At 44.0% G+C, this 13521-nt stretch carries 10 protein-coding genes; 9 read left to right on the top strand and 1 reads right to left on the bottom strand.

The features are described 5' to 3' along the window. Positions 1-30: 30 nt before the first annotated feature. Positions 31-501: an arginine repressor gene (locus ECA1_RS08895; protein ID WP_060792268.1), complete on the bottom strand. Its 471-nt coding sequence runs from the start codon at positions 499-501 to the stop codon at positions 31-33. A 302-nt stretch (positions 502-803) separates the two neighbouring features. Here ECA1_RS08895 and rpsB point away from each other — a divergent pair, with 302 nt between their 5' ends. The 9 genes from rpsB to ECA1_RS08850 all read left to right on the top strand — a co-directional run bounded on the left by rpsB (position 804) and on the right by ECA1_RS08850 (position 13473). Further along, positions 804-1592, top strand: a complete 789-nt coding sequence (rpsB, locus tag ECA1_RS08890; protein ID WP_005229426.1) for a 30S ribosomal protein S2 — start codon at positions 804-806, stop codon at positions 1590-1592. A gap of 110 nt (positions 1593-1702) precedes the next feature. Next, the gene (gene tsf, locus ECA1_RS08885; protein ID WP_005229432.1) at positions 1703-2584 is read left to right on the top strand and encodes a translation elongation factor Ts; all 882 of its coding nucleotides are present in this window, start codon (positions 1703-1705) and stop codon (positions 2582-2584) included. A 147-nt stretch (positions 2585-2731) separates the two neighbouring features. Next, entirely contained in the window at positions 2732-3454 is a 723-nt protein-coding gene (pyrH, locus tag ECA1_RS08880; protein ID WP_005229433.1) for a UMP kinase, read from the top strand. Between the two features lies 1 nt (position 3455). Further along, complete coding sequence (frr, locus tag ECA1_RS08875) at positions 3456-4013, top strand: ribosome recycling factor (RefSeq protein WP_005229434.1); 558 nt, start codon at positions 3456-3458, stop codon at positions 4011-4013. A gap of 191 nt (positions 4014-4204) precedes the next feature. Then, positions 4205-5005, top strand: coding sequence for an undecaprenyl pyrophosphate synthase (gene uppS / locus ECA1_RS08870; protein WP_015510051.1), 801 nt, complete (start codon positions 4205-4207; stop codon positions 5003-5005). After that, the gene (locus tag ECA1_RS08865; protein ID WP_010749318.1) at positions 5002-5808 is read left to right on the top strand and encodes a phosphatidate cytidylyltransferase; all 807 of its coding nucleotides are present in this window, start codon (positions 5002-5004) and stop codon (positions 5806-5808) included. Before uppS ends, ECA1_RS08865 begins: the two co-directional genes overlap by 4 nt. Positions 5809-5957: 149 nt before the next feature. Further along, positions 5958-7226, top strand: coding sequence for an RIP metalloprotease RseP (gene rseP, locus ECA1_RS08860; protein WP_060792267.1), 1269 nt, complete (start codon positions 5958-5960; stop codon positions 7224-7226). A 69-nt stretch (positions 7227-7295) separates the two neighbouring features. Continuing rightward, on the top strand, positions 7296-9005 hold the full coding sequence (locus ECA1_RS08855) for a proline--tRNA ligase (RefSeq protein WP_005229438.1): 1710 nt from the start codon (positions 7296-7298) through the stop codon (positions 9003-9005). Positions 9006-9123: 118 nt separating this feature from the next. Continuing rightward, a complete protein-coding gene (locus tag ECA1_RS08850; protein ID WP_060792266.1) occupies positions 9124-13473 on the top strand; it encodes a PolC-type DNA polymerase III in 4350 nt (1449 codons plus the stop codon). Positions 13474-13521: the final 48 nt, after the last annotated feature.

The raw sequence follows: 13521 nt of genomic DNA, 5'->3' as shown, positions 1-13521 counted from the left end.
TAAAAATACAGATAGGTCATGTTCGGTGTCTTATAAGACCGCGTGGTTTCTGATAAATTGATAAAAAATTTCGGCATCTTCGTCGCTGCGGGAAATCACCGCTACTGTATCAAAGCCCGCCAACGAGCAAACTTTTTCTGGCATAGTCACTTCATCGATCGCAGCCGAAAGCAAAGGCGCATTGTCCGCAACGGTATGGATCAACGTCATGAATTGCACACGATCTACTTTAGTGACAACGTCTTCGATCATCTGTATCAAACGCTGCTCTTCTTCTTTTTCATCTTCTGACGATTGCATTCCTTGAAAAATGACAAACTTCGTCTGACCTGTTTCATCGGGCACTTTCACGATTTTCAAATCACGAATATCGCGAGAGATGGTCGCTTGCGTGGCGGAGACGCCTTGGGCTTCCAATTGCTGCAATAATTCTTCTTGCGTGCGTACAGTATGTTCAGTAATGATTTGTCTAATAAGTAAATGGCGATCAGCTTTTCGCATAGGTAAACTCCTTTAAGCATGATTGATTAAGTCAGCCTTATCATAGCAGATAAAGCCGAAAAAACCTAGATATAATAAGAAAAGAATTAGAACGTTAAAAAAAAGCTGGACCACGAATCGTAGTTTTTCATTTGAATCAGTTGCATTTCTTTTTTAGCTACTGTATACTGTTTAAGGCGTGAGTTTTTCACGTCAATCCCACATCTTGTTCCATCTGCGAAGCGGTGCTGATCGATTCAGTTCTTCAAGGAGTAAAAGAGCAAGAGAGGAAAACAAAAAAACCAAATTGGAGGAAACACAACATGGCAGTAATCTCAATGAAACAATTACTAGAAGCCGGCGTACACTTTGGTCACCAAACTCGTCGCTGGAACCCAAAAATGAAGAAATATATCTTCACAGAAAGAAACGGCATCTACATCATTGATTTGCAAAAAACAGTGAAATTAGTAGACGCAGCTTACGACTACATGAAAAATGTTGCTGAAGAAGGCGGCGTTGCATTGTTCGTAGGTACTAAAAAACAAGCACAAGAAGCAATCAAAGAAGAAGCAATCCGTTCAGGTCAATACTATGTTAACCATCGTTGGTTAGGTGGAACTTTGACAAACTGGGAAACAATCCAAAAACGTGTTGCTCGTTTGAAACAAATCAACAAAATGGAAGAAGATGGCACATTTGCTGTTCTTCCTAAAAAAGAAGTCGTTGGCTTGAACAAAGAGCGCGAACGTCTTGAAAAATTCTTAGGCGGTATCGCTGATATGCCAAGAATTCCAGATGTAATGTACGTTGTTGACCCACGTAAAGAACGTATCGCGATCCAAGAAGCACGCAAATTAAATATCCCGATCGTAGCGATGGTCGATACAAACTGTGATCCAGACGAAATCGATGTTGTTATCCCATCAAATGATGACGCTATTCGTGCCGTTAAATTGATCACTGCGAAAATGGCAGATGCTTTCATCGAAGGTAACCAAGGCGAAGACCAAGTAGCAGAAGAAGATTTTGCTGCTGAATCAACAGAAAACGCAACTTCAATCGAAGAAATCGTTGATGTTGTCGAAGGCGACAACGCATCAGCTGAATAATAAATGATGGAGCTGTTTCAAAGGCTAGGCGCCAAGCCTCACTCTCCTTTGAAACAGCTTTTTTTAAAGACAAGCAATCTTGTTTAAAAACATTTAGGAGGAAACAAAAAATGGCAGAAGTAACAGCTAAATTAGTAAAAGAATTACGCGATATGACTGGTGTAGGAATGATGGACGCAAAACGTGCATTAGTTGAAGTAGAAGGCGACATCGAAAAAGCCGTAGACTTATTACGTGAAAAAGGTATGGCAAAAGCTGCGAAGAAAAACGACCGTATTGCTGCTGAAGGTTTAGCATCTGTAGCGATCAACGGCAACACAGCAGCAATCGTTGAAGTGAACTCAGAAACTGACTTCGTTTCTAAAAACGAAATGTTCCAAGACTTAGTAAAAGAAATCGCTGAAGTAATCGCAGCAAACAAACCAGCTGATATGGATGCTGCTTTAAAATTAGAAACTTCTAAAGGCACAATGGATGCTGCGTTGATCGAAGCAACACAAGTAATCGGAGAAAAAATCAGCTTCCGTCGTTTTGAAGTTGTTGAAAAAGATGACAATGCTGCTTTCGGCGGTTACCTACACATGGGCGGACGTATTGCTGTATTGACTGTTCTTGAAGGAACAACTGACGAATCAGTTGCGAAAGATGTTGCAATGCACGTTGCAGCGATCAACCCTCGCTACGTGAACGAAGCACAAATCTCTCAAGAAGAATTGGATCATGAAAAACAAGTCTTGACAGAACAAGCATTGAACGAAGGCAAACCAGCGAACATCGTTGAAAAAATGGTTGAAGGACGCTTGAAGAAATTTAAAGCAGAAATCGCTTTGGTTGACCAACCATTCGTTAAAGACCCAGATATGACGGTTGAAAAATATGTTGCATCAAAAGGCGCAACTGTGAAATCTTTTGTCCGCTTTGAAGTCGGCGAAGGTATCGAAAAACGCGAAGACAACTTCGTTGAAGAAGTAATGAGCCAAGTGAAAAAATAATTCTGTTCCTCGAACAGATGGGAACGCATGGAAGTGCGCTCCCTTTTTTTAAGCAAAAACGGTTTTTAAAGAAATAGTGTAGATAATTTTCAACGAAAGAGCACCAATATGCTACAATAGTATTGGAGAATGTACGGAGGAATCATGATGGGCAAACCAAAATATCAACGTGTTGTATTAAAATTAAGTGGTGAAGCATTAGCGGGTGACGAAGGCTTTGGGATCAAACCACCGACGATCCAAGAGATCGTTAAAGAGATCAAGGAAGTCCACGAATTAGGCGTACAGATGGCGATCGTGGTCGGCGGCGGAAACATTTGGCGTGGACAAATCGGCGCGCAAATGGGGATGGAAAGAGCACAAGCTGATTACATGGGCATGTTAGCGACTGTGATGAATGCTTTAGCATTACAAGACACGCTAGAAAATGCTGGTGTACCAACGCGTGTCCAAACTTCGATCGAAATGCGTCAAATCGCAGAGCCTTATATTCGTCGCAGAGCAGAACGTCACTTAGAAAAAGGGCGGGTCGTCATTTTTGCAGGCGGAACCGGAAACCCTTATTTCTCAACTGATACGACCGCAGCCTTACGGGCAGCTGAAATCAACGCTGATGTCATTTTGATGGCGAAAAACAATGTTGATGGCGTCTACTCAGCAGATCCTAAAACGGACCAAAGTGCTGTGAAATTTGAAGAATTGACCCATTTAGAAGTCATTTCTAAAGGATTGCAAGTAATGGATTCAACCGCAAGTTCATTAAGTATGGACAACGATATTCCATTAGTCGTATTCAACTTGAATGAGCATGGAAACATTCGCCGCGCCATTTTAGGTGAACATATTGGAACGACAGTAAGGGGGAAATAACATGGCTGACAAAATTTTAACAGAAGCAAAAGACAAAATGAAAAAAGCAGCAGAAAACTTGCAGCGGGAATTAGGACAAATCCGTGCTGGCCGCGCGAACGCGAGCATCTTAGACCGCGTAATGGTTACTTACTATGGTGTACCAACACCCTTGAACCAAATGGCTTCAATTACGATTCCAGAAGCAAGAATTTTGATGATCACACCTTTTGACAAAACAATGATCCAAGAAGTAGAAAAAGCTATCATGCAAAGTGATATTGGTATCACGCCTGCCAATGACGGAACCGTCATTCGTTTGGTGATTCCTCAATTAACGGAAGAACGTCGTAAAGAATTAGCCAAAGACGTGAAAAAAGAAGCTGAAAATGCGAAAATCGCGGTCCGTAACATTCGCCGTGATGCGATGGAAGCTTACAAGAAACAAGAAAAAGCTGGCGATATTACAGAAGATGATTTGCGTGAATCTGAAAAAGAAGTGCAAACTGCTACAGATAACAGCATCAAAGAAATCGATGCGATCGCAGCTGAAAAAGAGCAAGAGCTACTTGAGGTTTAAAAGGAATGACGAAGAGTCGCTTCAGCGGCTCTTTTTTTATGGTCGAAAGTGCCGTATGTACTTGAATATCACGACTGTTTTTTTGTTTTTTCTTAATATGGAAATCTTTTCTTGGTTTTCATAGGCAAGAAATCTGATTATTGTTATAATGTAAAAGATGAATTTCAAGAATTGGAAGAGGAGCGAATACGATGCTGCGTTTTTTTCCACAAAAAGACAAATATATCAAAGAAGCGGCTGAACATGAATTTGATCCATCACTGCCGATTCCCCAACACATCGCGATCATTATGGATGGCAATGGCAGATGGGCGCAAAACCGGCGCTTGCCAAGAGTAGCTGGTCACAAAGAAGGCATGGAGACGGTAAAAAAGATCACGAAACATGCTTCACACCTTGGTGTGAAAGTATTGACTCTTTATGCGTTTTCAACAGAGAATTGGAAACGGCCAAACGAAGAAGTGGACTTTTTGATGCAACTGCCCGTCGACTTTTTCGACACGTTTGTTCCTGAGCTGATCAAAGAAAATGTTCAAGTCAAAGTGATGGGGTTCACGGAATCTTTACCCGAACACACACAAGAAGCGGTCAAGCGAGCGATTGACCAAACCAAAGATAATACTGGGATGATCTTGAATTTTGCTTTAAATTACGGCAGCCGCGCAGAAATTTTGACTGCGGTCCAAGCCCTTTATGAAGAGCTTGCAGCTTCGGAGGAAGCCCTGCCCAAGCTCACGGAAGACATGCTGGCGACACATTTGATGACTGGTTTTTTGCCAAACGCGTTACGTGATCCTGAATTGGTGATTCGCACGAGTGGCGAAGAACGTATCAGCAACTTCTTGTTATGGCAGATTGCTTACAGCGAATTATTCTTTACGAAAGCGCTCTGGCCTGATTTCGATGCTGCTTTACTAGAAGATGCGATCGGGAGCTTTCAACAACGAAACCGGCGTTTTGGCGGTTTGAAAACGAAGGAGGAAGAAGAGTGAGACAACGTGTAATCACTGCGGTCGTCGCATTAGCCTTTTTCCTGCCAATTATTTACGTTGGCGGCATTGCCGTCGAATTGCTGGCAGCAGCGATGGCAGGGATTGGTGTTTATGAATTATTTCGGATGAAAGGACTAGCTGTTTTCAGTTTTGAAGGAATTCTTTCAATCATCGGTGCGGTGATTTTAGTTTTACCTCAAGAACGCTGGTTTTTCTTTTTGCCAGAGGGCACAGATAAAAGTGCCTTGTATTATGTAATCGTCCTTTTATTACTAGGGATCGCGGTTATTTCTAAAAATACGTATACTATCGATGAAGCTGGTTTTCCAGTGATCGTCAGCTTATATACGGGTGTCGGGTTTGAACGTTTCTTGACGGCACGTTCAGCAACAGATGGCTTAGTCGTTTTAGTTTTCGGTCTGTTTATCGTGTGGGCAACAGATATTGGGGCTTACATGGTGGGACGGCGTTACGGTCAACGAAAATTATGGCCAGAGATTTCCCCTAATAAAACGATCGAAGGTGCGCTAGGTGGGATTGCTGCTGCGGTGGTCGTAGCCGGTCTGTATCTGCTAGCATTTCCAGGGAAAGATTATTTTGGACATGGTAGTGCCATCATGATCTTATTGACGGTCCTCTTTTCGATCGCTGGTCAATTCGGGGATTTAGTGGAATCGGCAATCAAACGTCATTATGGCGTGAAGGATTCAGGCAATCTTTTGCCAGGACATGGCGGGATCTTGGATCGCTTCGATAGCATGCTGTTTGTGTTTCCAATCATGTATTTATTCGGTGTTTTTTAGAAATTATTTAGAAGTGCAGGCTTGGCTTGCGCTTCTTTTTTTAAATTCTTGTTACAACGGGAATGTGAGTTCCTCAACGGGAATCGGTGTGATAAAATAAGGAAAGGCTGCCCTGAATGAGAGGGATGCTGTGAAAGAGAGGAACGAGCATGAAAACGATACTTGTATTTATCATTATCTTTTCCGTAGTGGTAGTGATTCACGAGTTTGGACACTACTTCTTTGCAAAACGGGCAGGTATTTTAGTAAGAGAGTTTGCCATCGGTATGGGGCCTAAATTGTTCGCGCATCAAGCGAAAGATGGGACGACCTACACGATTCGGATGCTTCCATTAGGCGGGTATGTCCAAATGGCGGGCTGGGGTGAAGATGAAACAGAATTAACACCAGGTATGCCAGTCTCCTTGGTTCAAGATGCAACTGGCAAAGTTATCAAAATCAATACGAGCAAAAAGATCCAATTGCCGCAAGCGATCCCTATGGAAGTGACCGACTTTGACTTGGAGGAGAAGTTGACGATCACAGGGTTCATCAATGGCAATGAACAAGAAGCGATGACGTACGCTGTGGATCATGATGCAACGATCATCCATGAAGATGGCGTTGAAGTTCGGATCGCACCTAAAGACGTTCAATTCCAGTCCGCAAAGCTTTGGCAGCGAATGCTGACGAATTTTGCTGGACCGATGAACAACTTTATTTTATCCTTGGTCTTATTCACTGGGTTGGTGTTTGCACAAGGTGGTGTTGCGAATCAAGATGCAACCATCGTGACAGGAATCGAAGCAGGAACACCGGCAGCTGAAGCAGGGCTGCAAAATGGCGATGAAATCTTAGCTGTCGAAGGTGTCGATGTTTCTAACTGGTCAGAATTAACGACTGAGATCCAAAAGTACCCGGATACTCAGATTGCTCTAGCAGTCAAACGAGGATCAGAAACACTTGATTTGACGGCAACTCCTGCGAGTCAAGAATCAGGGGAGACCACGATTGGTTTCTTAGGGATCACCGCTTCCTTAAAAACTGGGATCGGAGATATCTTACTGGGCGGCTTGCAAACGACCATTGACAATTCACTGGTGATTTTTAGAGCAGTCGGCAACTTGATTGCCCAACCAGATATCAATAAATTGGGTGGACCGGTAGCGATTTTCCAACTGTCTTCTCAAGCTGCATCGCAAGGGGTAACAACGGTGATCGCGATGATGGCGATGATTTCTATCAACTTGGGGATCTTTAATTTATTACCGATTCCTGGATTGGATGGCGGTAAGCTGGTTTTAAATATTTTAGAAGGTTTGCGAGGCAAGCCAATCAGCCAAGAAAAAGAAGGCATCATTACTCTGATTGGGTTTGGGTTTTTGATGCTGCTGATGGTTCTCGTTACCTGGAATGATATCCAACGTTTCTTCTTTTAAAAATAAGACGCACAAGCAAATCAATTGTTGATCGGGTGAACATGATTTTTTGTAGCAAAGGAGAAAAAAATGAAACAGTCAAAATGTTTGATTCCGACATTGCGGGAAACCCCCAGCGATGCGGAGACGTTAAGTCATCAACTGTTAGTTAGGGCAGGGTATATTCGACAAGTGGCGGCAGGCATTTATGTTTACTTGCCGCTAGCACAAAGGGTGTTAGAAAAGATCAAGCGGGTCATCCGTGAAGAATTGGCACAAATCGATGCCGTAGAGATGGCGATGCCTTCTTTGCTTCCGTATGAGCCATGGAAGGAGTCAGGACGTGCCTCATTGTATGGTGAATCCTTGTATCGATTAACAGATCGAAACGAACGAGAGATCGTTTTAGGACCTACTCATGAAGAGCCGTTTACGACATTGATCAAAAACGAGATCACGTCTTATAAACGGCTGCCATTGAGCTTGTATCAGATCCAAACGAAATATCGGGACGAACAGCGGCCGCGCTTTGGATTGATCCGCAGCCGCGAATTTATCATGCAAGATGGCTATTCCTTTCATGCCGATGAAGCCAGCTTAGATCAAACCTATAATCGTTACGAAATGGCTTATCATGCAATATTGAAACGCTGTGGTATCGAGTATCGGGCAGTGGTCGGGGACAATGGCTTGATGGGTGGCAGAGATTCGAAAGAATTTTTGGCATTGTCGGGGATCGGCGAAGAGCTGATCTGCTACTCGACCGAAAGCGATTATGTCGCCAATTGGAAATTAGCAACCAGTCAATACATCGCCAAAAAATCTCACGAGACCTATTTAGAATTACAAAAAGTCGTTCAGGATGAGCCTTTAACGTTAGAGGAGCTGGCGCAGGCATACGAAACAGACTTGCAAAAAATCGTTCAAGTATCTTTATTACTCGTTGACGAGCAAGTCATTATGGTGTTATTACGAGGCGATCACAGCCTCAATGAAACAAAGGTCAAGCATTACTTAGCCGCTGATCAAGTGAAGGTGCTGACTGTTGAGGAAGCGGAGTCTTATCTGACGAGTGAGACGCAGCTGCGCAGTCCCATTGCGCTTGCTGATTCGATCCAGTTGTACGCCGATCAGCATGTCCAAGATATGGCGAATCTGATCGTTCCAGCGGCAGAAAAACAAAGCTATTATCTCAATGCGAATGTGGGGCGTGATTTTCAACCATTAGCCTTTGCCGATTTTCGCTTGGTTCAAGAAGGTGATCCTTCCCCAGATGGAAAAGGAACCTTAACCTTTACGCGAGGAATCGAAGTTGGCCATATCTTCAAGTTAGGAACCAAGTACAGTGAGGCGCAAGAAGCGACGGTTGTCGATGAAAACGGCGATGAGCAACCAATCATCATGGGCTGTTATGGGCTGGGGGTTTCTCGGCTGCTTTCAACGATCGTCGAACAATACGGCAATGAATTTGGGATCGATTGGCCCCAAGAAATTGCCCCATTTGATGTGCATATCATTCAAACGTCGATTGAAGATAGCTATCAAAATGCCTTAAGTGAAGAAGTAGAAGAAATGATGAACCAAGTCGGCTATCAAGTGCTGGTAGATGACCGCAATGAACGTGCAGGGGTCAAATTTGCAGATGCCGATTTGATTGGCTGTCCGATTCGCTTGACTATCGGTAAAAAAGCCGTAGAAGGCATCGTAGAGATCAAAATCAAGCATACTGGTGCGACCGTTGAAGTGAGAAAAGAAGAAGTCGCTTCGACCCTGACGATTTTGTTAGCCAATCAGGAATAAACAGGAACGAACAAGAATGAATAGCAGATCGAGAGAGGAAATCCTTTCTCGATTTTTTAATGAAAATGAGGGCAAAAAGAGGTATACTAGTGAGTACTGAGAAAAGGAGGATCTTCAATTGTCAAAAGAAAGAGAGACCTTTGAGATATTATTAGACCAAATTGCAGCTGCCCCAAATCTTCGGCAGCATCCGTTGATGCAGACTGCCCAAATCAAACAAGTGACCGTGCATCGACAATCAAAAGCGTGGACGTTTTATTTCCAATTTGAACGTTTATTACCGGTGATGGTGTATCAGTCCTTTAAACAACATATTGAATTGGCGTTTAAAGAGATTGCGGAAGTTCGTATCATCATTGAAGCTCAAGATGGTTCCTTTGATGAGCAATTCATTCAAGAATATTGGCCATTAGCGTTAGCCAATCAAAATTGTGATCGACCATTGGTTCATCAAGTGATCAAAAACCAAATGCCTGTGCTGCAAGAGAACAAAGTGATTTTGCCAGTCAACAATGATGCGGTCATCACGATTTTGCAGCAGCAGTACTTGCCGATCATTGAGGAAAATTATAGTACCTTCGGCTTTCAAAAATTTCGGATCTTGCCGCGGCTAGACCAAGAGCAAGCGGAGGCGGCCTTAAAAGAACTTGAAGCACGCAAGGAAGAGCAAACAGCAGCGTTCCAACAACAAGCTGCTGAGAACTTAATGGCGCACGAGCAACGCAAAAAAGAAGTCAAAACAGTCGAATTTGACGGACCAATCGCCTTGGGACGTAATATTCCTGCCGATGAACCTGTGACACCGATGATCAATATCATCGAGGAAGAACGCCGAGTTACGATCCAAGGGTATGTCTTTGATAAAGAAGTCCGCGAATTGCGTTCAAAACGGAAGATTTTGATCTTGAAAATCACCGACTATACGTCATCGTTTAGTGTGAAAAAATTCTCCAACAATGAAAAAGATGAACAAGTTTTTGATGCCATCGCCAAAGGTAGTTGGGTCAAAGTACGCGGTAGCGTCCAAGAAGATACCTTCATGCGAGATCTCGTTATGAATGCGCAAGATTTGCTGGAAGTCAAACACGAAGCCCGCAAAGACTATGCACCTGAAGGCGAGAAACGGGTCGAACTCCACCTGCATTCCAATATGAGTACGATGGATGCCACCAACAACGTGGCGGATTTTGTCGCTCAAGCAGGCAAATGGGGCCATAAGGCGATTGCGATCACCGATCATGGTGGAGCGCAAGGGTTCCCTGATGCCCATCATGCAGGAGAAAAGGCTGGTGTTAAAATTCTTTACGGTGTGGAAGCCAATATCGTGGATGACGGCGTAGCGGTTGCCTACAATCCTCAGCCTGTTCCACTGACCGATGCTACTTATATCGTGTTTGACGTGGAGACCACTGGGTTGTCTGCAGTATACGACACCATCATTGAGTTGGCCGCTGTGCGGATGCATAAAGGCAACGTGGAGGCATCCTTTGATGAATTTATCGATCCAGGTCATCCGTTATCGCGAACGACCGTAGAACTGACGGGAATCACCGATGAAATGGTTCGCGGATCAAAATCAGAAGAAGAAGTCTTACGTTTGTTCCGTGAGTTTTCTGAAGGAGCCATTTTAGTTGCCCACAATGCGTCATTTGATATGGGCTTCTTAAATACCAGTTATCGAAAATACGGTATTCCAGAAGCGGAAAATCCCGTCATTGATACATTGGAACTCGCTCGTTATTTGTATCCAGAGTTTAAGCGATTCGGTTTAGGTGTCCTTTCCAAAAAATTCGGTGTCAGCTTAGAACAACATCACCGAGCGATCTACGATGCGGAGGCAACCGGTCATTTAGCATGGATCTTTGTCAAAGAAGCAATGGAAAAACATGAGATGCTGCTGCACGAAGAGTTGAACCGACACGTGGGGGGCGAGAACTCCTACAAAGCAGCTCGACCTTTCCATGCCACGATCTTGGCTCGAACACAGGCAGGATTGAAGAATTTATTCAAGTTGATCTCGATGTCGAATGTGAAGTACTTCCATGATAAAGTCCCACGAATCCCACGTTCAGAATTGGTGAAATTGCGGGAAGGATTGTTAGTCGGAACCGCCTGTGATAAAGGAGAAGTCTTTGTCGCAATGATGCAAAAAGGGGTCGATGCAGCACGAGAACTTGCCAAGTTTTATGACTACATCGAAGTCATGCCCAAAGCAGTTTATGCCCATCTTTTGGAAACGGAACTCGTGAAAAGTGAAAAAGACCTAGAAGACATCATTCGGAATCTGGTAAAAATGGGGGAAGAGTTAGGGAAAATCGTTGTGGCTACTGGGAATGCCCATTACCTAAACGAAGAAGACGCCATTTATCGCAAGGTCTTGATCAATTCAATGGGAGGCGCCAATCCGTTGAATCGTCATAGCCTACCAGACGTGCACTTCCGTACTACGGATGAGATGCTGACCGCTTTTCAATTTTTAGGTCCAGAAGCAGCGAAAGAAATCGTGGTGACGAACCCGAATAAAATCGCCGATCTTTGTGAAAAAGTCATTCCGGTAAAAGATGATCTGTATACACCAAAGATTCCCGGATCAGAACAAGAGATCACCGACTTAAGTTACAACCGTGCCAAAGAGTTATACGGCGATCCATTACCAGAGATCGTGGAAAAACGTTTGAAAAAAGAGCTTGATTCGATCATTGGGAACGGCTTTTCCGTGATCTATTTGATCTCACAAAAACTCGTTCATAAAAGCAATGAAGACGGCTATCTAGTAGGGTCACGGGGATCAGTCGGTTCTAGTTTCGTGGCAACCATGACGGGGATCACTGAGGTCAATCCATTAGCTCCTCATTATTATTGTCCCGATTGCCAGTATTCGGAGTTTTACGAAGACGGTTCGTATGGTTCTGGTTATGATATGCCAGAGAAAAAATGTCCAAAATGCGGCACCCGTCTGAACAAAGATGGCCACGATATTCCCTTTGAAACGTTCCTTGGTTTCCACGGCGATAAAGTACCCGATATCGATTTGAACTTCTCAGGGGAATATCAGCCAGAAGCCCATAACTATACGAAAGTACTCTTCGGTGAAGAATACGTCTATCGTGCAGGAACGATCGGTACCGTAGCCGATAAAACAGCCTTTGGTTTCGTAAAAGGCTTTGAGCGCGATCATAATCTTCATTATCGAGCAGCCGAAGTCGATCGCCTGGCAAAAGGTGCCACAGGCGTCAAACGAACGACTGGTCAGCACCCGGGGGGGATTATCGTTATTCCCGACTATATGGATGTTTATGATTTCACCCCGATCCAATACCCAGCGGATGATCAAAATGCGGAGTGGAAAACGACCCACTTTGATTTCCATTCGATTCATGACAATATCTTGAAGCTGGATATCCTCGGACACGATGATCCGACGGTCATTCGGATGCTGCAGGATCTATCAGGCATCGATCCTAAAACGATCCCTACCGATGATCCAGAAGTGATGCGTATTTTTGGCGGCACGGATGTGTTAGGTGTGACCGAAGAGCAGATCTATTCGAAAACCGGCACATTAGGCATCCCAGAATTTGGTACCCGTTTTGTGCGGGGGATGCTGGATCAAACCCATCCATCAACCTTTGCTGAACTCCTGCAGATCTCTGGTCTTTCCCATGGTACCGATGTATGGTTGGGCAATGCGGAAGAATTGATCCGTCGTGGAGATGCCAGCCTAGCGGAAGTAATCGGCTGTCGGGATGATATCATGGTGTATTTGATCCATGCTGGTTTAGATGACGGGATGGCCTTTAAAATCATGGAGACGGTCCGTAAAGGACAATGGAACAAGATCCCTGACGACTTGCGAGATACTTACTTGCAAGCGATGCGGGAAAACAATGTCCCTGAATGGTATATCGATTCTTGTTCGAAGATCAAGTACATGTTCCCGAAAGCCCATGCGGCGGCGTATGTCTTGATGGCGTTGCGGGTGGCTTACTTTAAAGTGTACTTCCCAATTCTCTATTACTGTGCTTATTTCTCTGTCCGGGCGGATGACTTTGATTTGATTGCTATGTCAAAAGGAAAAGATGCCGTAAAAGAACGGATGCAAGAAATCAATGACAAAGGAATGGATGCGTCAACGAAAGAAAAAAATCTGTTGACAGTTCTGGAATTAGCCAATGAAATGCTGGAGCGCGGCTATGAATTCGGGATGATCGATCTGTATAAATCCGATGCAGAAAATTTCGTGATCGATGGGAAAAAATTGATCGCACCGTTCCGAGCAGTACCGAGTTTAGGGCTGAACGTAGCGAAACAAATCGTGGAAGCACGAAAAGATGGTCCCTTCTTATCGAAAGAAGACCTCGCCAATCGCGGGAAAGTTTCTAAGACCTTGATTGAATACATGACGGATAACGGTGTTCTAAAAGATCTACCAGATGAAAATCAGTTGTCGTTGTTCGATATGTTGTAAGCCAACGGCTGTTCACTTAAAAAAATAAGCCCATCATCGCAGCATCTT

This window comes from Enterococcus casseliflavus NBRC 100478, assembly GCF_001544095.1.
Lineage (GTDB): Bacteria > Bacillota > Bacilli > Lactobacillales > Enterococcaceae > Enterococcus_D > Enterococcus_D casseliflavus.
The sequence above is the reverse complement of the archived record's forward strand: the minus strand, read 5'-3'. Positions and strand labels throughout refer to the sequence as shown.

Bases quoted from the DNA above. Each gene is read 5' to 3' on its own strand.
- ECA1_RS08895 (WP_060792268.1), bottom strand. From the start codon at position 501: ATGCGAAAAGCTGATCGCCATTTACTTATTAGACAAATCATTACTGAA.
- rpsB (WP_005229426.1), top strand. From the start codon at position 804: ATGGCAGTAATCTCAATGAAACAATTACTAGAAGCCGGCGTACACTTT.
- tsf (WP_005229432.1), top strand. From the start codon at position 1,703: ATGGCAGAAGTAACAGCTAAATTAGTAAAAGAATTACGCGATATGACT.
- pyrH (WP_005229433.1), top strand. From the start codon at position 2,732: ATGGGCAAACCAAAATATCAACGTGTTGTATTAAAATTAAGTGGTGAA.
- frr (WP_005229434.1), top strand. From the start codon at position 3,456: ATGGCTGACAAAATTTTAACAGAAGCAAAAGACAAAATGAAAAAAGCA.
- uppS (WP_015510051.1), top strand. From the start codon at position 4,205: ATGCTGCGTTTTTTTCCACAAAAAGACAAATATATCAAAGAAGCGGCT.
- rseP (WP_060792267.1), top strand. From the start codon at position 5,958: ATGAAAACGATACTTGTATTTATCATTATCTTTTCCGTAGTGGTAGTG.
- ECA1_RS08855 (WP_005229438.1), top strand. From the start codon at position 7,296: ATGAAACAGTCAAAATGTTTGATTCCGACATTGCGGGAAACCCCCAGC.